Origin of the sequence: Kribbella solani, from assembly GCF_014205295.1 — a bacterium.
In the GTDB taxonomy this organism is placed as follows: Bacteria; Actinomycetota; Actinomycetes; order Propionibacteriales; family Kribbellaceae; genus Kribbella; species Kribbella solani.
This window is the reverse complement of record NZ_JACHNF010000001.1, coordinates 1796258-1814625: the sequence shown is the minus strand read 5'-3', so window position 1 is coordinate 1814625 and position 18368 is coordinate 1796258. Positions and strand designations below refer to the sequence as shown.

Genomic DNA, 18368 nt, shown 5'->3' with positions numbered 1-18368 from the left:
GGTTCCATAATGGGTTGGGGTCGATGGACACTGTACGAGGCGCCGCCCAGGCGGAGCGATCCGCGAACCAGGTCGCCTGCCTGCGTTCGCTGGCCGACGCGGACACGGCGCGTACGGTCGGAGCGCTCAGCGCGGACACCGGCTTGTCCCGGCCGACCGTGCACGCGGTGCTCGACGACCTGGTGGACCTCGGACTGGTCGAGTCGACGAGCCCGGCGATCGCCGGACCGGGCCGGCCGGCGAAGGCGTTCCGGTTCGCGCGCGAGTCCGGACTGGTCGCGGGCGTCGACCTCGGTCCGCGTGGGGCCCGCGCCGTGATCTGCGACCTGTCCGGTCAGCGGGTTGGGTACACGGAACTGGCGTCCGAAGGCGCGGTCGACCTCGCGCTCCTCCAGCGGACTCTGTACGCGGCGGCGGACGAGAGCTCGCTGGACCCGAAACTGATCCGCGCGGTCGGCGTCGGGCTGCCGGGAGTGGTCGAGGCGGACGGAAGTCTGCGGGTCAGTTTGGCGCTTCCGGACCTGGTCGGTGTCCCGGTCGCGGAGGTGCTGTCGGCGGAGCTCGATCGCCCGGTGGCGGTGGACAACGACATCAAACTCGCGGCGCTGGCCGAGCAGCGCGGCGGCGCCGGGCGCGGGTACTCCGATGTCGTCTATCTCCAGATCGGTCACCGGCTGTCGGTGTCGATCGTGCTGAACGGCGTCATCCGGCAGGGACGGCATCGGCTTGCCGGCGAGCTCGGCGGGCAGCGGGGTATGCGCTGGACCCGGAACGCGCAGCGCGGTCAGCTGGTGTGGTCGTCACACTCGACGGGCGCCGCGGTACTGAAGGCGGCGGCCGCCGGTGACGCGGATGCCCAGGCCGAGCTCGAGGACTTCTGCGACCAGATCGCCGGGCGGGTCACCACGGTGCTGCTGGTCGTCGATCCCGAGGTCGTGGTCGTCCGCTGCGGCCCCACGCAGTACAGCGACGCACTGCTCCGCCCACTCGCGGCGGCGGTGCGCAAACAGTTGGTCTTCCCCGAACACCCGCCGTTCGTCGCCTCGGCCCTCGGCCGGGAAGCGGTGGTGCTCGGGGCGGTCGGCACGGCGTTCGACCGGTACAGCTCAGGTATCTACGGCGTCCACGACTATCCCAGTCCGTGGCACCGCATCACGAATGTGGAGAGGACCACCAAGTGAAGCTAGGAGTCAGCTCGTACTGCTTCCGGCAGTTGATGCAGGACGGCGAGATGGATCTGATCGGGGTGCTGGACTGGGTCGCGAAGTCGCCCGCCGGGCACATCGAGGTCGCCGCGATGGACGGCGAGTACTACGTACAGAACCCCGACGTGGTCAGCGCCGCGGCCAAGCACTCGGACGAGATCGGCGTGCCGATCGTGAACTACCTGGTCAGCGGTGACCTGCGGACCGCCGACGGCGCCGAGATCGACCGGCTGCGCCGCCAGCTGGACGTCGCGCACGCGTTCGGGGCGCGGATCTTCCGGCACGACGTCGCGCCGTGGGCCTGGCGCGAACAGGACCCGGGGGAGTTCGAGACCACCTTCGCGAAGGTGGTCGAGGGCTGCCGCGCGGTCGCGGACCACGCCGCCGGGCTCGGCATCGTGTCCACGATCGAGAACCACGGCTTCTACATGAACGGCGGCGAGCGGCTGGCGCGCCTGGTGCACGCCGTCGACCGGCCGAACTTCCGGGTCACCCTCGACCTCGGCAACGGCCTCTGCGTCGGTGAGGTGCCGGGCAAGACCGCGGCCACCCTGATCGACGTCTCCGCCTCGATCGGGATCAAGGACTTCCACATCCGCCGCTCGGCCGGTGACGGCTGGCTGAAGACGCTCGCCGGCGACTACCTGCTCGGTACGGTCGCGGGCCACGGCGACGTGGACCTGCCCGGGCTGATCAAGCTGATCTCGGCCAAGCCGGACGTACCGGTGAGCCTCGAGTTCGAGGGCCTGGAGGCGACCCCGTACGCGATCGAGCGCTCACTGAACAACATCGTCGCCCTGACGGAAGGTGCTGCCTGACATGACCACGCGAGTTGCGGTGATCGGCCTCGGTTCGATCGCCGGCGAGCACTTGAGCGCGTACCAGCAGAACCCGAACGCCGAGCTGGTCGCGGTCTGCGACATCGACCTGGAGCGGGCCAAGGCGCGCGCGGACGAGTACGGCACCCGGGCCACCGGGAACGTCGAGGAGATCCTGTCCGACGCGGAGATCGACGCGGTCAGCGTCTGCGTACCGAACACGGTGCACGCGCCGATCGCCGAGGCGGCGCTGCGGGCCGGCAAGGACGTACTGGTCGAGAAGCCGATGACCATCACCGTCGGCGAGGCCGAGACGCTGGTCCGCGCGGTCGAGGAGACCGGGCAGGCGCTGCAGGTCGGGTACGTCCGGCGGTACGCGCCGAACGCGCTGGTGACGAAGCGGTTCCTGGACGCCGGCGAGTTCGGTGACATCTACTCGGCCCGCGCCACCCTGCTGCGTACGGCGGGGAACCCCGGCGGCTGGTTCGGCGACGTGGAACTGTCCGGCGGCGGTCCGCTGATCGACCTCGGCGTCCACATCATCGACCTGTGCTGGTACCTGATGGGCATGCCGAAGGCGGTGTCCGCGTCCGGTGCGACGTTCGCGCCGCTGGGCGCCCGCGACAACATCCAGAACCTGACCCGGTACAAGGCCGCCTCGGCGGCCCGGCCGAACACGGTCGAGGACTACGCGACCGCGCAGATCCGGTTCGAGAACGGCGCGGTACTGGACGTCGACACCTCGTTCTCGCTGCACGCGCGGAACGAGATCAGCGTCCGGATTCACGGTGACAAGGGCGGCGCGGAGATCGAGCCGGAGCTGCTGATGGTGACCGAGCGGCACGACACGCTGCTGCACATCCAGCCGCAGATCGACTCGCTCGGCTTCGACTTCAAGGTCGGCTTCGCGAACCAGATCGACCACTTCCTGAAGATCGTCCGCCGGGAGATCCCGGCCGACGCGACCGCGGAGCAGGGCCTGGAGATGGCCCGGATCCTGACCGCGATCTACGAGTCGGCGAAGTCCGGCTCCGAGGTGAAGATCACCCGCTGATCGACCTGGTACGCGGCCCGGTCGACCTTCATTTCGCGGCCGACCGGGCTTCCAGTCCGTCCAGGATGCTGTTCAGGCCGTAGCTGAAGGTGTCCTCGCCGCCGGCCTCGAGATCACTGCCGCTGTTGGCGGCGTACAACGCGCGCAGCCGGGGGTACGGCTCGGTGGCGCGGACCGCGGCCGGCCAGACCTCCGCCTGCCAGGTGGCCATGTCCAGGCCGCCGCGCTTCAGTTTGCTGATCGTCGCGGCCTCGACGGACGCGATTCCGATCACGTAGCCGAGTACGGTCTTCGATGCCTGGTCCGCCTCGGCCAGCTCGAACCCGGCGGCCAGGTAGACGCCGAGCATCGCGTCCGAGGTGCGCAGCAGGTTCGGGCCGAGGAAGTTCATGCCGACCTCGGCGAGCATCGGGGCCATCCACGGGTGCCGGACGATCATCGCGCGGACGTTCCGTGCCGCCGCTTCCGCGGCCGGCCGCCACTCGGCACGGTCGGTGACTTCCGGGACCTCCACCTCTCCGGACACGTGGTCGACGACCAGCTCGAGTAACTCGTCCTTGTTCGCCACATGCCAGTACACGGCTGTCGCGACCGCGCCGAGGGCGGCGCCGAGCTTGCGCATCGTCAGCGCCTCCAGGCCGTCCGCGTCCAGCAGCCGGATCGCCTCGGTGACGATCTGCTCCTGGGTGAGCGCCGGCTGCTCGCGCCGCCGGCCACGCTTCGGCCGGGTCCAGACGGACGTGTACTCGTCGGTCGCCATCGTCGTACCTCCTCGTCGTGGGTCAGCCTAGCCGATTTATTGAACATCGTGCAGGACTTGACCGATGTTCAAATCCAATTGCACACTGTTCAAGTTCGCTGAACGGTGTTCAATCCTTGAGGAGGGTGTGCGATGACCGACCGGCATCCACGCAGGTGGCTGATTCTGATCGTGCTCTGCCTGAGCACGCTGGTGCTCGTACTGGACAACGGGGTACTGAACGTCGCGATCCCGGTACTGACCGAGGACCTCGGTGCGAGCGCGCAGCAGATCCAGTGGATCGTCGCGAGCTACATCCTGGTCTTCGCCGGGCTGCTGCTGACCGCGGGCAGCCTGTCCGATCGGTACGGGCGCAAGAAGGTGATGATCATCGGGCTGGCGATCTTCGGCGCGGCCTCGCTGGTCGCGACGTACGCCGGCAGCCCGGAAACCCTGATCGCCGGCCGGGTGCTGATGGGCATCGGGGGAGCGATCGTGATGCCGAGCACGCTGTCGATCGTGATCACCGTCTTCGACGACGAGGAACGCCGGAAGGCGATGGCGATCTGGAGCTCGGTGCTGATGGTCGGACTGATCGGCGGCCCGATCCTCGGCGGCGCGCTGATCGCCCGGTTCTGGTGGGGGTCCGTGTTCCTGATCAACGTGCCGGTGGTCGTACTCGCGATCGCGGCGGCGCTGATCCTGATGCCCGAGTCGAAGGCACCGGCGCGGAAGCCGGACCCGATCGGTGCGGTGCTGTCGATGATCGGGCTGGTCGCGCTGGTGTGGGTGATCATCGAACTGCCCGAGCGCGGGATCTCGTGGCCGATGCTCGTGGTCGCCGTGGGTGGACTGGCCGCGTTCGTCTGGTGGGAGCTTCGGACGCCGGTGCCGATGGTGCCGCTCGACCTGTTCCGCAACCGGAACTTCAGCGGTGGGAGCTTGTCGCTGGTGCTGGTGCAGATCGCCAACGGCGGATTGATTCTGGCGTTGACGCAGTACCTGCAGTTCGTCCTGGGGTTCTCGCCGACCGAGGCCGGGTTGGCGATGGCGCCGATGGCGGTCGCGGTGATTGTCGTGAACGGGGTGGGCGCGACGCTCGGTCAGAAGATCGGGAACCGGCCGTTGACGGTGGTTGGCCTGGTGGTGCTGGCCGGTGGGTTCGGGATCTTGGCGACGCTGTCTGCTTCGGACGGCTTTGGGATGGTGACCGTGGCACTGGGGGTCTTCGGTGTTGGTGCGGGTCTGGCGCAACCGGCGGCGACTGCCGCGCTGATGAGCGCGGTGCCGCATGAGCACGCTGGTGTCGGGTCGGCGCTGAACGACACCGTGCAGCAGGCCGGGGCCGCACTGGGAATCGCGATCCTCGGCAGCGCGCTCGCCCACAACTTCACGGCAGCGATGCCGGCCGACGCCCCGAACGAGGCTCGCAAGTCAATCGGCCAGGCCCTCGGCGTCGCCACCTCCACCGGCAACACTCCTCTCCTCGAAAACGCCAAAACCGCCTTCACCCACGCAATGTCCGGCACCTTTCTCGTCAGCGCCCTCGCGGTCCTCGCCTCAGCCGCGATCGCGTACCTCCTCCTACAGGACAAGAAGCCCTCAACACCCGCCGAGGACCTCAACCCCGAACCCATCACAACCACCTAGCACGACCACCCCCCACCCATCACAACCACCTGGTCCCACCAACCGCCGCCCCCAGCACCCGACAACCCCTGACACCGACCATCGCAAGCTTCACCGACCACGCCATTTGAGGGGTTAACCCCTCAAATGCACCCTTCACACCTCGTGTGCGGGAGGTGAAGGGTGCGTTTGGGTGGTTAACCCCTCAAATGGAACTCGCCGGGTGCCGGGGAGGTGGGTGCCGGGCGGGGTGGGCGGGCGGGTGTGTGGCGGGTGGGGCTGGGGAGCGGGGTTCAGGTGACGTGGCAAGTGTTCTGATGAGGTGGCGGGTTCAGGTGGTGGTTGGTTGGGGGCGGCAGGCTTCACCGAGGGCGGTGATCGCGACGCTGCTGGGGTCGGGTGGGGTGGCGGAGGTGAGTGGGGACGGCGGTCATTACTCGGCCTAGGTCGTCGGTTATGGCGGCTACTCGTTCGTTGCGGCCGTCGTCGTCGACGTAGATCATCACGGTGCGGACGTCGGCGTGGATGGTGAGTTCCTGGATGTCTTCGGCGGCCAGGCCGCGGCGTTTCTGGTCGGTGACGGCGGAGGCGCGCAGGGAGTGTGGGGTGACCTTTTCGGGGCGGGGGATACCTGCGGCACGAGCCAGTCTGCGTAGCATCCGGGTGACGTCGTGGCGGTCGATGCGCTGACCGGCGGCGTCGACGATCAGCGGCGCCGGACCCGGACCGGTCCAGGCCGGCCGCATCGTGAGGTACTGGTCGAGCAGCTCCGCCACCGTCGTCTGGAGCGGGACCAGCTTCGTCTTCCCGCCCTTCACGGTGACCTTGAGCCAGGTACGCCGGCCCTCGTCGCGGCGGTCGTCGTCGTTGGCCGCGCAGATCCCGGATACGCGGAGCGCGTCAGTGAACAGCAAGCCGACGACGAGCGCGTCGCGGACGTCACTCGCGGCCGCGAGCATCGCCATCACCTGGTCGGCAACCAGCACCCTGGCCGACGTCGCGCGCCGGCCGCGCTCGATCCGCGGCCGGTGGTCGTCCACGGAAATGGGGGAGACGACCGGCAGTCCCCAGCTCGCGGCGTACCTGTACAGGCTGGACAGTGTCGACAGCCGCCGTGAGATCGAGGAGTCAGCAGCGCCCGCGTCCTGCTGCCCGGTCAGCCACATCGTGACGTCGCCGCGACGCAAGTCCAGGCCGAACCGCTCCCGGCCAAGCTCCCGGCGGGCCCAATCGGCCCAGAGCAGCAGGTCGTCGGCGTACGCGATCCGGGTGTCCCGGCTTCCGCGTCGTGTGCCGCCCAGCCACAGCACGACCAATGCGGTGAGCTCCGGCGTCAGCGCGGCAGCGAGCAGATCGAGCCGGTCGATGCTGGTCGCACTTTGCGGCGTTCTCAACGGTCGGCGGCTGCCCAGTGTCCGTCGCACCGCGGCTTCGGTGGTCGGATCCGGCGGGGGTAGTTCTACGGCCGTCTCGTCCGGTCGGAACACCAACGGCGCCGGCAGATTGTCCACAATCCGGATGTTAGCGCATAACGGGGATTATGCGCTACTTCCAACCACAGTTTCATTCGTCTATAAAATCTACAGAAACGAAAGTAATGGAGAGAAGAGATAAATGATATGGAGATAAGTGTGATAAGTTGCCGAGCGTGACGAGTGTTGTGAGCGAGGAGATCCGGGAGGGGAAGTGTCAGTTCCCCGGCGTGCAGTGCACCGAGGACGCGGCGCCGGATCCCGCTGGATCCGGGACACAACGGAAGGGGCGACCGCGGCTGTACTGCCGGCAGATCCGGCCGAACGGGGACGGGAAGCCGGTTCGGCACACCCCTGGGAACGCGTGGGCCTGGCTGGACAAGCAGAAGGCGGTCACGAGCGACGTTCCGGCTCAGCCGGGTAGCGCGGGGCAGAGCCTGACGCCGGGGACGGTGACGATGGGCCGGGCCTCGTTCGAGGCGAAGGTTGATGAGCTTGACGTCCGGATGCGTGAGTTCGGGGAGTTCCTGTCCGGGATCGTGTCGACGCTGGGGACGATCGGTGACGCTGGTGCGGCGGCGGCCGAGGTTGAGCAAGTGCGGGCCGAGGCGCGCGCTCAGATCGCGGCGGCCGAGCATCAGCAGGCTGAGGTGGCGAAACGCCGCCGGGAAGCCGATCAGCGGGCCGCGACCGCGGGGGAGGCTCGAGAAGAGGCTGAGGCCGCGGCACGTGACGCGTACGCCGAGCTGGATCAGGTCCGTGCCGAGACCGAGGAACTGCTGACTGCCGCGCAGGTCGCGCGACGCGAGGCTGAGGAGGCGCGGGATGCCGCGCTGACAGAGCTCGCGGAGGCGCGGGCTCAGGTTGAGCGGGCTCGCGACGAGACCGCGGGTGTGCGGGATGCTGGGTTGGCTGAGCTGGCGCAGGCGCGGGCTGAGGTTGAGGAGGTTCGGCGCGAGGCTGCTGAGCAGGTCGGGGAGGTGCAGCGGGCGGCTGATGGTGAGGTCGCGCGGGCGCGGCAGGCGGTGGAGGCTGCTGAGGCGGCGCGGGCGAGTGCTGAGGCTGAGCGGGAATCCGCCGAGCAGGCCGCGGTGCTGCGGGCGACTGCCGCGCAGGACGTGCTCGACCAAGTGCGTGCTGAGCTACTGCAGGCCCGTGAGCAGCACCGCGCCGACGTTGACGACATCCGGCGCGAGGCTCGGGAAGATCTGCAGCAGGCCCGCAAGGATCACCTCGCCCAGACCGACGACCTGAAACAAGCCGCCGCCGACCGAGTCGCCGCCCTCAACGCAGCCCTCGCGGCAGCCGAACAAACAAACGAAACCCTCCGCCGGACGTCCCCGACCCACCAACCGTCCCCGAGGTAGCCGAACAAGACGCTGCGCCGGACGTCCCCGACCCACCAACCGTCCCCGACCCACCAACCGTCTCCGAGGTAGCCGAACGAGACGCTGCGCCGGACGTCCCCCACTCACCAACCCACGCCGAAGTCGCCGAACCGACCCCAGCCCACCACCCACGACCAGTTGGTGAGTGCCGCAGGTCCGCTCGCCCGCCCGCGCACCGCGCCAAGCCTGTGGCTGGTGAGTGCCCTGGGCCGCCGCGCTACTCCGCGCGGGTGTGGTTGCTGGCGTGCGACAGGTCCGCCGCCGCGCCTGGCCGAGCAGACGGAGATGCGGTTGGTGAGCCCGCCTAGCGCGGCCGGCCCCGCGGAATCGACGCCCAGGAAGCGCATTGCCGGCCTCATTCCACTCACTGGGACGTTGGTATACACGATACGATCCGCCGAACTACCCTGCCACGATCCGCAATCGATCGGAGGCACAGAGTGACCGCCACTCCTCTGAAAGCACCGCCGGGAGCCAGCCGGACGCGGTACCTGATCCTAGGGCTCGCGTTCGTCGGTCTCTCCCTGAATTACCTGGACCGGGCGAACCTGAGCGTCGCGCTGCCGTTCATCCAGGACGATCTGCACCTCGAGCTGAGTAACGCCGAGAAGGGCCTGATCCTCGGCGCGTTCTTCTGGGCGTACGACGGCGCGATGCTGGCGGCGGGCTGGTTCGCCGACAAGGTCGGGTCGCGCAAGGCGTTCACGTTCGCCGCGTTGTGGTGGAGCATCGTCACCGCGCTGACGCCGCTGGCGCGCGGGTTCTGGTCGCTGTTCGCCTTCCGGTTCGCGCTCGGCGCGGGGGAGGCGCCGGCGTACCCGAGCGCGACCAAGGCGGCGTCGCGCTGGTTCCCGGCGCACGAGCGCGCGTTCGCGAGCGCGGTGATCGACTCCGGCTCGCGGGTCGGGACCGTACTTTCGCTGCCGGTGGTGACCGGCCTGATCGCGCTGGTGAGCTGGCACTTCTCGTTCGTCGTCCTGGGCGTACTCGGGATCATGCTCGCCGCGGTCTGGTACTGGTACTACCGCGACCCGGGCGAGCACCGGCACGCGAACGCGGCGGAGCGGGAGTACATCGCGTCCAACGGTGCCCGGCTGGAGGAGAACGACTCCGAGGCGGCCGCGCGGGTGCGCTGGCGGGACCTGTTCCGGTACCGGACGATCCGCGGGATGATGCTCGGCTTCTTCTGCCTCAACTTCGTCATCTACTTCTTCCTGACCTGGTTCCCGTCGTACCTGAAGGACCCCCGCGGGCTCGACCTCGCCCAGCTCGGCACCCTCGGCACGCTGCCCGGCATCACCGCGATCGCCGGCGGCTGGATCGCGGGCATCGTCGCCGACCGGCGGATCCGGGCCGGCGCGGACGTCACCCGGGTACGCAAGACCGTGATGGTCGGCGGACTGCTCGGCGGCGCGGCGATCGTTTTCGCGGCGCCCGCCAAGTCGGTGTACGTCGCGCTGCTCTTCCTGGCGATCTCGTACGCGAGCCTGGCGATCGCGGCGACCGGGATCTGGTCGCTGCCGGGTGACGTGGCGCCGAGTTCGCGGCACGTGGCGTCGATCGGCGGCATCCAGAACTTCGCGTCGAACATCGCCGGCATCATCAGCCCGTACGTGTTCGGGCTGCTGCTCGACATTTACCACGGCTCGTACCTGCCGGCGTTCGCGCTGGCCGGGGTGGTGGCGGTGATCGGTGCGCTGACGTACGCGTTCGTGGTAGGGAAGGCCGAACCGCTGCCGGTCCCGGACAGTTCACCTGTCAGTCATCAAGGGAGCTGACTCTTGGAGCATGAGTACGCCTGATCTGGTCCAAGAGCTTGGTCTTCGAGGGACGTGACGCGGCCGGCAAGGGCGGGACGATCAAGCGGTTCATGGAGCACCTGAATCCGCGTGGCGCGAGCATCGTCGCGCTGGAGAAGCCGACCGAGCGCGAGCAGACCCAGTGGTACTTCCAGCGGTACGTCGCGCACTTGCCGGCTGCCGGTGAGATGACGCTGTTCGACAGGTCCTGGTACAACCGTGCCTGCGTGGAGCACGTGATGGGGTACTGCAGCCAGGAGCAGTACGAGGAGTTCATGCGGCAGGCACCGGAGTTCGAGCGGATGCTCGTCCGGTCGGGGATCTTGCTGGTCAAGCTGTGGTTCTCGGTGACACCGCGCACTCGCCCTGGACCGTTGTCAAGAGCAACGACAAGAAGCGCGCCCGGCTGGGGGCGATGCGGCACGTGCTGTCCCTGTTCGACTACACCGACAAGGACGTCGAGCTGGTCGGCCGTCCGGACCCGAAGATCCTCGGTCCGGCAGCCGAGGTCCTCGAACACGGCGAGTCCGCCACCCGGCAGTTCCCCGAGCTGTAGGCGGCTACGTGGGCAGGGGGAGATAGACGGTGAAGGTGGCGCCGTGCGGGTCGGTGTTGCTGGTGGTGACCCGACCGCCGTGGGCAGCGACGAGTGCCGCGACGATGGACAGGCCGAGTCCGGAGCCGCCGGTGGTGCGGGTGCGGGCAGTGTCGGCCCGGTAGAAGCGTTCGAAGACACGCGCCTTCTGTTCATCGGACAGACCCGGTCCGGTGTCACTCACCTCAAGAACAGCCTCGTTGCCGCGCGTACCGACCGAGACCGTGACAGGTGCGTCCACCGGCGTGTAGTGGAGTGCGTTGCTGACCAGGTTGCCGAGTACTTGGCGCAGGCGGGCCTCGTCGCCCAGGACAACAGGCGCCTGCGAGTCAGGCAAGATCGTCAGCGACAGATTCCGATCAGGCTGTACGGCCTGCGCGTTGTGCAATGCGTCGGCGGCGATCGGCAGCAGGTCGACGGACTCCATTCGCAGCGGGCGTTGCTGGTCCAGCCGCGCAAGCAGTAACAGGTCGTCGACCAGTAGGCCCATCCGCTTCGCCTCGTCCTCGATCCGGCGCATCGTGTCAGCATCCGTGAGGTCACCACGCTGCCGCGCCAACTCCGCGAACCCACGAATGGACGTCAGCGGCGTACGCAGCTCATGTGACGCGTCCGCCACGAACCGCCGCATCCGATCCTCCGACTGTCGCGCGGCCTCTTCGGACTGACGTGCAGCCTCCTCGGAGCGCAGCGCCACTTCCTCAGATCTCCGTGCAGCGAACTCGGATGCCGTACGTTGCGCGAACGCGTTCTCGATCTGTCCGAGCATCTGGTTCAGTGCCAGCGACAAGCGCCCGACCTCGGTCCGCGGATCCCGCTGCGGTACGCGCCGGCTCAGGTCGCCGCCGGCGATCGCGACGGCGGTGTGTTCGACGTCTTCCAGGCCGCGCAGACTCCGGCGTACGACGTACGTGCCGACGCCGGCCAGCAGTACCAGGAGGATCACGCCGGCAGCGACTTGGATGCCGATCAAGCGCTGGATGGTGTGGTCCATGTCCTTCAGGCTCTGCGCCACCATCACCGAGCCGGTGCCGTCCTCGGTCGGGATCGCCAGCACTCGCCAGGTCGCCCCGCCGGACTGGGCATCGACGTTGAACGGGTGCCCGTCCAGCAGGCGTACCTGATTCAGGTTGAGCGCCGGCAGCTTCGGCAGCGGCTCTGTCTCCGCGAGTCGTGAGTTGACCGGCCCGTTGTCGCTTGCTCCTCCCGAGTCACTGAACTGCACAACGAACTGACTCGGCAGCTGACGGCGAACCGGTCCGGCACCAGGCGGCGCCGGCCGACGGTCCGGTGGTATGTGTGACAGCGGTTCGGCGGTCTGCTGCAGCTGCTCATCCACGCGGTCGATCAGGTACCCGCGCATGATGGTGGTTGCCAGTACGCCGGACCCGGCGAGTGCGATCGCCACCAGCGCCAGGAGTACGACGACGATGGTGACGCGCAGCGGGTACCGGTCGGCGAACCGCCGGTGGGTCTGTTGCATCAGTTGGGCCCTCGCGGAGTACGCAGCACGTAGCCGACCCCGCGGACGGTGTGGAGCAGCTTCTGGTCGCCGGTGTCGACCTTACGGCGCAGGTACGACATGTAGGACTCCACCACGCCCGCGTCACCGGCGAAGTCGTAGTTCCAGACCGCGGAGAGGATCTGCCCCTTGGACATCACCCGCTCCGCGTTCTCCAGCAGGCACCGCAGCAGCTTGAACTCAGTCAGCGACAGCTGGACCGCCTGTCCGGCCTTGAACACCTCGTAGCTGTCCTCGTTGAGCTCCAGGTCCGCGTAGCGCAGTACGGCGGCCTCGGTCGCGATCTGTTCGCGGTGACCGGACCGGCGGAGTAGTGCGCGTACTCGGGCGACCAGCTCGTCCAGACTGAACGGCTTGGTCACGTAGTCGTCGCCACCGGTTTGCAGACCGAGCACCTTGTCCTCGACCGCGTCACGGGCAGTCAGGAACAGCACTGGTACATGCCGGTCTTCACCACGCAGGCGGCGTACCACCTCGAAGCCGTCGAGGCCGGGCATCATCACGTCCAGCACGACCAGGTCAGGCTCCACGTCCCGCGCCTTGCGCAGTGCCTCGGCGCCGTGCGTCGCCGTGGTCACTTCGTACCCGGCGAAGCGCAGGCTGGCGGACAGCAGCTCGACGATGTTCGGCTCGTCGTCGACAACCAGTAGGTGCGGACTCATGCTCACAGTGTGCAGCCGGATTCCCTGCGAACCCTGGACGTTTCCTGGCAATCCGCTGTGAGTCGCTGCCCCCGGCCAGCGCGGTCGGCATGGTCGGCGTGGTCAGCGTGGTCAGCGTGGTCCGTGCTTGAAGCCCCACTTCTGGCCGGCCGCCTGCCGCACCGTGCCGTCGTTCACCGAGCTGGCGGTGGCGTTACCGTTCGTCACCACTGCTGTCACCCGGACGGTGTTGCCGGTCTTCACGTCGGAGATGCCGTCCCGGGCCGCGTTGACCAGGGTGTCCGCGGTGAGCGCGTACGTACGACTGTAGCCGTCACTGCTCTTCACGGTGATCGAGTCCTTGCTGACGGCCGTCACCTGACCACGCTGTATCGCCATGGTCTGGTAGCCGCCGCCCTCCTTCTGCACCACGAACTCACCGTGCAGTGCGCCGCCCAGCCCGAACTCACCCCGGAAGCCGCCCTTGCCGGGACCGTCCGGCTTCTGCTGCTGCCCAGGGGTCGAGGGCGATGCCGACGGCGTCGGGTCTGCGCTGGTGGCCGCCCAAGCGACACCGCCCGCGGTGGTCGTCGCGGCCACCGCTGCGATCGTCCCGACCACGCGCCATTGCTTCTGAGACAGTTTCATAGCACTACACTGCCCGCCGGTCCTGAAACGAAGCTTCGGTGCGGCTAAGAAGAGCCTGGCAATCACCTGAAGAAAAGGACCGCGACCAGCCAGACCGCGGCGGCCAGGCTGGTACCGGAGAGCTCGATCAGCATCGAGACGCCGGTTTCGCGCAGGGCGTGCTTGGTGGAGGTCCAGGCCGCGGAGTGCGTCCGCAGCCGCTGCAGCTCGGACACGTACACGCCGACCGGGAATCCGACGAACATCCCGACCACGGGGATCACGAAGAACCCGACGATCCCGAGCAGCACGCCGACCACCATCGACCGGCGTGGTACGCCGGCTTCGCGGAGCCGTCGCTCCGGTACGACGTACTTGATCACCTGGCTGGCCCCGATCAGCACCAGCGCGATGCCGAACACGACCCACCCGGTGGTACTGCGCTCGACGATCGCCCAGACCAGGATCGCCGCCAGGCTGAGGATCGCGCCGGGCAGGATCGGCAGCACGATCCCGATGATGCCAACGAAGATCGCCACCCCGGCCAGTACCGTCACCGCGCTCTGCACACCGCCACTCTGCCGTATTCGGAGCCCTTTAGGGTGAAGACATGTCTCGTTTGCACGAACTGGTTACCGCGCTCGCTGCCCCCTGGGTGGTTCTCTCGCCGCGCTCCGGGCAGCTCACCGGCTCCGGCGCCGAGGGGGTGTACGCGCGGGATCGGCGGATACTGTCCCGCCTCGCCGTGACTGTGGACGGGCGCGAACCGGTCCCGGTGCATGTCGGCGAACGGGACGCGGCCACCCATGAGTACGTCGCGCAGGTGGAAGGGCTCGGCGACATCCGGCACGACCCGACCGTGATGCTCTACCGCACCCGGACGGTCGAATCCGACGGCATGACCGAGCGGATCACGCTCGTGAACCGGTCCCGGACCAGGATCGAGTGCCGGCTGGAAGTTGCCCTGGGCACCGACCTGGCCGGTACGGCGGCGGTGCGCAGCGGGGCCGCGACCAGCTTGCCGCAGCTCGCTCCGCTTCCGGACGGCCCGAGCCGGACCCGCTGGGAGAGCGACGACACTCGGGTTGTCGTGACTGCCGATCCCGGTTTCGTGGCGACGCCGCAGCTTGAGCCGGGCGCGGAGTACACGCTCACCCTGCACGTCACCGCCGACTTCCCGAAGTCCACGACCGGCTTCTCGATCGAACCGCCGACAGACCGGCCAATGTACGACGTCACCGTCAGCTGTGACGACAAGCGCGTCGAGCGCTGGCTGGAACGGTCGCTGGACGACGTACGCGCCCTGCAACTCGCCGCCGATGACGATCGCTACCTGGGCGCCGGCCCGCCGTGGTACCTCACGCTCTTCGGTCGCGACTCGTTGATCTCCGCCGGCATGCTGATCCCGGTCGACCCGGGTCTCGCCGCCGGTACGCTGCGCGCGCTGGCCGCCCGGCAGGGTACGAAGGTCGACGCCGGCTCGGCCGAGCAACCGGGCAAGATCCCGCACGAACTGCGTGCCGAGGTCGCCGACCACGGCGGCGGCCTGGTTCTTCCGGCGGTGTACTACGGCACGCACGACGCCACCCAGCTGTGGATCACCACGCTGCACAAGGCCTGGCGCTGGGGGATGCCGACTGACGAGGTCGGCGACCTGCTGCCCAATCTGAAGCGTGCGCTGACCTGGATGAAGGAGTACGCCGACCCGGACGGCGACGGCTTCCTGGAGTACATCGACGAGTCCGGTCACGGCTTGGCCAATCAAGGCTGGAAGGACTCCGTCGACGCCGTGCAATGGCCCGACGGCACGCTGGCGACGGCGCCGATCGCGTTGTGCGAAGTGCAGGGGTACGCGTACGCGGCCGCGATCAAGGGTGCTGAACTGCTTGAGGCGTACGGGGAGTCCGGCGACGAGTGGCGTGAATGGGCTGCTGCTCTGCAGGAACGGTTCCGCGCCGCGTTCTGGGTGGACGGGTATCCCGCGATCGCGCTCGACGGCGCGAAGAACCCGGTCCCTGGGCGAGCTTCGAACATGGGTCATCTGCTCGGCACCGGTTTGCTGGACGCGGACGAGGAGCAGACCGTCGCCGACGTACTCGCGGGCGCGGATCTGAACAGCGGCTTCGGTCTCCGAACGTTGTCGACGGCAATGACCCGGTTCAACCCGCTCGGCTATCACACCGGCAGCGTCTGGCCGCATGACACCGCGATGACGGTGCAGGGTTTGTACGCGGCGGGGCAGTTCGAGGTTGCGTCTGCGTACGCCGAAGGGCTGGTTCGGGCGGCGGAAGCGTTCGAGTACCGGCTGCCTGAGCTGTACGGCGGGCGGGGCGTGAGCGCGGAGCGTACGCCGACGCCGTATCCACTGTCGTGCCGTCCGCAGGCTTGGGCCGCCGCGTCGGCCGTTGCCGTGCTGGTCGCGTCGCTCGGCCTTGAACCGGACGTGCCCGGCGGGACGTTGACGGTCACGCCGGGGGAGTCCACCCCGTGGCGGACACTCGAACTGACCGGCCTGCACGTCGGACCCGACCTCCTGTCAGTACGATCCGCCAACGGCAAGACCACCGTCACCAAAGCACACTGATCAAAGTGCGCTGACTAGGGCGAACGCGGACAGCCCGAGGTAGATCGCGGCGACTACCAGGTTGCGTCGGCGGGTTGCGGTCCGGGCTGCTCCGAGGCGGCGGCCGATCGCGTCGGCGCCGACGGCGTAGCAGAGGTCGAAGACGAGACCGATCGTCGCGGCGCCGACACCGAGGAGCAGCAGCTCGGTACGGAGCTGATCGGGCCCGGCGCCGCGCGTGGTGAACTGCGGGAGAAACGCGAGGAAGAACAGCATCGCCTTCGGATTCAGCAGATTCACCACGACACCGTCCCGGAACACCCGGCCGAGCGGCGCGGCCTGCAGACCGGTGGACTGCTCCGCGACCGGCGCCCGCAGCATCTTCACGCCGAGATACGCAAGGTAGAGCGCGCCGATGACCGTGATCGTCGTGAACAGCGCCGGCGAAGCCTTCACCAGCGTGGCGAGACCGAACGCGGCGACCACGATGTACACGAGCGAGGCGGTCTCGATCGCGAACGCGGACACGACGCCCGCCCGCCGTCCCTGGGTCAGGCTCCGGAGCGAGATGTAGAGGTTGTTCGGGCCGGGCACTCCGGCCACCACCGCCGTCGCGCCGGCGAATCCCAGCACCTGTCCGATCCCCATCCGCTGCTGTCTCCTTTGTGAACTGGACTGCTGACAGGCATTAGTCTGGCCAGGCGACAACCAGTCCACCCGAGCCAATTCGAGGAGAAGTGGACCGTTCTGGGGACAGTTTCGACCCGGCCACGCTGGCTGACCTGATCGGCCACCGGCTGACCGGGCGGGGCGGTGGCCTGTACCGGCGGCTGGCCGACGAGATCGCCGCGCTGATCGGTTCGGCCGAGCTGCCGGTCGGCGCCCGCCTCCCCGCCGAGCGACGGCTGGCCGAGTCATTGGCGATCAGCCGTTCGACGGTCGTCTCGGCGTACGACGAACTGCGCGCCCGCGGTCTCGTCGAAAGCCGCCGGGGCAGCGGTACGACGGTCGCGCGCGCCGCCGGTCGCGGGCGTTCCCGTGCCGACACGCGGATGACCACGGGGTACGCGGAATCACTCTTCCATCGCATCACGGTCGGTCCGGGGGAGGTCATCTCCCTCACGTACGCCGTCGATCCTGGGCTGCCCGAGCTTTCGTCGGAGCTGTCCGAGCTGGCATCGACCGACCTGCCGGTGCTGCTCGGCGACGTCGGCTATCACCCGCGCGGCCTCCCGGTGCTGCGCGAGCGGATCGCGGAACACTTCACCGAATCGGGCCTGCCGACGGCATCGGACGAGATCGTGGTGACCACCGGCGCGCATCAGGCGATCGCGTTGGTGACGCAGATGTACCTGCGCAACGGCGCCGCGGTCGTGATCGAGCAGCCCAGTTGGCCTGGGTGTTTCGACCTGTTCGGTGCGGCCGGCGGCCGGGTGGTCGGCGTACCGCTGGACGATGCCGGCGTACGCCCCGATCTGCTGGCGGCCGCGTTCGCGGAGCATCAGCCGGCGATGGCTTTCGTGATGCCGACGTTCCACAACCCGACCGGGCAGCTCATGTCGGCGAACCGCCGCCGCCAGGTGGCCGAGCTCGCGGCGCGGCACGGCGTCGTACTGGTCGAGGACAACGCGTACTCGGCCTGGGATCCGGCCGGGCCGGAGATCCCGCCACCACTTGCCGCGTACGCGCCGGATGACGCGGAGGTGCTGACCATCGGGTCGGTGTCGAAGGCGGTTTGGGGTGGATTGCGGATCGGGTGGATCCGGGCGTCGCGCCCGCTCGCCGAACGACTCGCGCGGCACAAGGCGCTGGCCGATCTCGGCAGCCCGGTGATCGATCAGGCCCTGACGGCTCGGCTCTTGCCGCGGCTGACCGAGTTGACCGCGCGACGGGCGCGGCTGGCGACGGCGCGGAAGAAGCTGATGGGAGAGTTGCTGACAGAGCGACTACCCGAATGGGAGTGGACCGCGCCGACCGGTGGGTCGGCGTTGTGGATTCGCCTGCCCGGTACCGACGCGCGGGTGTTCGCCCAGGTCGCGTTGCGGCACGGCGTCGAGGTGGTGGCAGGGCAGGCGATGGATCCGTCGGGGAACCACGACGACTACCTGAGGGTTCCGTTCGCCTACTCCGAGCAAGTGCTCGACGACGCGGTCAGCCGGCTGGCGCGAGCGTGGCAGGAGCTGCGGCGGCACGGGCCCGGTCCGGACGTGCCGGTTGTCTGACACAGAAGGATGGCGGTCACCTGGACCAGGTGACCGCCATCGAAGCCTGTATGACTTTGGCGCCGCCGTCGGCGCGTTTAGGACAACCTGTGCT

The 18368-nt window shown here is 68.6% G+C and carries 15 protein-coding genes and 1 pseudogene; 9 read left to right on the top strand and 7 right to left on the bottom strand.

Features of this window, described 5'->3' with window-relative positions; all coding sequences use genetic code 11:
• Positions 1–23 precede the first annotated feature (23 nt).
• From HDA44_RS08015 to HDA44_RS08005, 3 genes are read left to right on the top strand one after another with little or no spacing between them, the layout of a single operon-like run.
• Positions 24–1181, top strand: a complete 1158-nt coding sequence (locus tag HDA44_RS08015; protein WP_184832601.1) for an ROK family transcriptional regulator — start codon at positions 24–26, stop codon at positions 1179–1181.
• Positions 1178–2023, top strand: a complete 846-nt coding sequence (locus HDA44_RS08010) for a sugar phosphate isomerase/epimerase family protein (protein WP_184832600.1) — start codon at positions 1178–1180, stop codon at positions 2021–2023. Before HDA44_RS08015 ends, HDA44_RS08010 begins: the two co-directional genes overlap by 4 nt.
• A 1-nt stretch (position 2024) precedes the next feature.
• Positions 2025–3077 carry a Gfo/Idh/MocA family protein gene (locus tag HDA44_RS08005; protein ID WP_184832599.1) on the top strand — a complete coding sequence of 351 codons (1053 nt, stop codon included), beginning with the start codon at positions 2025–2027 and terminating at the stop codon, positions 3075–3077.
• 28 nt (positions 3078–3105) lie between these two features.
• On the opposite strand, the gene HDA44_RS08000 is transcribed toward HDA44_RS08005, so the two are convergent.
• Positions 3106–3837, bottom strand: coding sequence for a TetR/AcrR family transcriptional regulator (locus HDA44_RS08000; RefSeq protein ID WP_184832598.1), 732 nt, complete (start codon positions 3835–3837; stop codon positions 3106–3108).
• Positions 3838–3969: 132 nt separating this feature from the next.
• On the opposite strand from HDA44_RS08000, the gene HDA44_RS07995 reads away from it, so the two are divergent.
• Complete coding sequence (locus HDA44_RS07995; RefSeq protein ID WP_184832597.1) at positions 3970–5466, top strand: MFS transporter; 1497 nt, start codon at positions 3970–3972, stop codon at positions 5464–5466.
• A gap of 341 nt (positions 5467–5807) precedes the next feature.
• On the opposite strand, the gene HDA44_RS07990 is transcribed toward HDA44_RS07995, so the two are convergent.
• A complete protein-coding gene (locus HDA44_RS07990) occupies positions 5808–6956 on the bottom strand; it encodes a tyrosine-type recombinase/integrase (protein ID WP_184832596.1) in 1149 nt (382 codons plus the stop codon).
• Between the two features lie 137 nt (positions 6957–7093).
• On the opposite strand from HDA44_RS07990, the gene HDA44_RS07985 reads away from it, so the two are divergent.
• The 3 genes and pseudogenes from HDA44_RS07985 to HDA44_RS07975 form a co-directional block, all read left to right on the top strand.
• Positions 7094–8284: a coiled-coil domain-containing protein gene (locus HDA44_RS07985; protein ID WP_184832594.1), complete on the top strand. Its 1191-nt coding sequence runs from the start codon at positions 7094–7096 to the stop codon at positions 8282–8284.
• A 461-nt stretch (positions 8285–8745) separates the two neighbouring features.
• On the top strand, positions 8746–10083 hold the full coding sequence (locus HDA44_RS07980; protein ID WP_202887263.1) for an MFS transporter: 1338 nt from the start codon (positions 8746–8748) through the stop codon (positions 10081–10083).
• Positions 10084–10121: 38 nt separating this feature from the next.
• A pseudogene (locus HDA44_RS07975) lies at positions 10122–10660 on the top strand (polyphosphate kinase 2 family protein); the annotation flags it as partial.
• Positions 10661–10664: 4 nt separating this feature from the next.
• Here the strand turns inward: HDA44_RS07975 and HDA44_RS07970 are convergent.
• The 4 genes from HDA44_RS07970 to HDA44_RS07955 all read right to left on the bottom strand — a co-directional run bounded on the left by HDA44_RS07970 (position 10665) and on the right by HDA44_RS07955 (position 14058).
• Entirely contained in the window at positions 10665–12182 is a 1518-nt protein-coding gene (locus tag HDA44_RS07970) for a sensor histidine kinase (protein ID WP_184832592.1), read from the bottom strand.
• Positions 12182–12883, bottom strand: a complete 702-nt coding sequence (locus HDA44_RS07965) for a response regulator transcription factor (protein WP_184832590.1) — start codon at positions 12881–12883, stop codon at positions 12182–12184. The genes HDA44_RS07970 and HDA44_RS07965 overlap by 1 nt, the downstream gene beginning before the upstream one ends.
• Positions 12884–12994: 111 nt before the next feature.
• Positions 12995–13510, bottom strand: a complete 516-nt coding sequence (locus HDA44_RS07960) for a hypothetical protein (protein ID WP_184832588.1) — start codon at positions 13508–13510, stop codon at positions 12995–12997.
• Positions 13511–13572: 62 nt separating this feature from the next.
• Entirely contained in the window at positions 13573–14058 is a 486-nt protein-coding gene (locus tag HDA44_RS07955) for a DUF456 family protein (protein WP_184832586.1), read from the bottom strand.
• Between the two features lie 41 nt (positions 14059–14099).
• Between HDA44_RS07955 and HDA44_RS07950 the strand changes: the two genes are divergently transcribed.
• Positions 14100–16073 (top strand): amylo-alpha-1,6-glucosidase, encoded by a 1974-nt coding sequence (locus HDA44_RS07950; RefSeq protein WP_184832584.1) that lies wholly within the window; start codon positions 14100–14102, stop codon positions 16071–16073.
• On the opposite strand, the gene HDA44_RS07945 is transcribed toward HDA44_RS07950, so the two are convergent.
• Positions 16074–16700, bottom strand: coding sequence for a LysE family translocator (locus HDA44_RS07945; protein WP_184832582.1), 627 nt, complete (start codon positions 16698–16700; stop codon positions 16074–16076).
• 89 nt (positions 16701–16789) lie between these two features.
• Between HDA44_RS07945 and HDA44_RS07940 the strand changes: the two genes are divergently transcribed.
• Positions 16790–18274: an aminotransferase class I/II-fold pyridoxal phosphate-dependent enzyme gene (locus HDA44_RS07940; protein ID WP_184832580.1), complete on the top strand. Its 1485-nt coding sequence runs from the start codon at positions 16790–16792 to the stop codon at positions 18272–18274.
• The last annotated feature ends 94 nt before the right edge of the window (positions 18275–18368 follow it).

Bases quoted from the DNA above. Each gene is read 5' to 3' on its own strand.
- HDA44_RS07995 (WP_184832597.1), top strand. From the start codon at position 3,970: ATGACCGACCGGCATCCACGCAGGTGGCTGATTCTGATCGTGCTCTGC.
- HDA44_RS08005 (WP_184832599.1), top strand. From the start codon at position 2,025: ATGACCACGCGAGTTGCGGTGATCGGCCTCGGTTCGATCGCCGGCGAG.
- HDA44_RS07950 (WP_184832584.1), top strand. From the start codon at position 14,100: ATGTCTCGTTTGCACGAACTGGTTACCGCGCTCGCTGCCCCCTGGGTG.
- HDA44_RS08000 (WP_184832598.1), bottom strand. From the start codon at position 3,837: ATGGCGACCGACGAGTACACGTCCGTCTGGACCCGGCCGAAGCGTGGC.
- HDA44_RS07945 (WP_184832582.1), bottom strand. From the start codon at position 16,700: ATGGGGATCGGACAGGTGCTGGGATTCGCCGGCGCGACGGCGGTGGTG.
- HDA44_RS07970 (WP_184832592.1), bottom strand. From the start codon at position 12,182: ATGCAACAGACCCACCGGCGGTTCGCCGACCGGTACCCGCTGCGCGTC.
- HDA44_RS07965 (WP_184832590.1), bottom strand. From the start codon at position 12,883: ATGAGTCCGCACCTACTGGTTGTCGACGACGAGCCGAACATCGTCGAG.
- HDA44_RS08015 (WP_184832601.1), top strand. From the start codon at position 24: ATGGACACTGTACGAGGCGCCGCCCAGGCGGAGCGATCCGCGAACCAG.
- HDA44_RS07960 (WP_184832588.1), bottom strand. From the start codon at position 13,510: ATGAAACTGTCTCAGAAGCAATGGCGCGTGGTCGGGACGATCGCAGCG.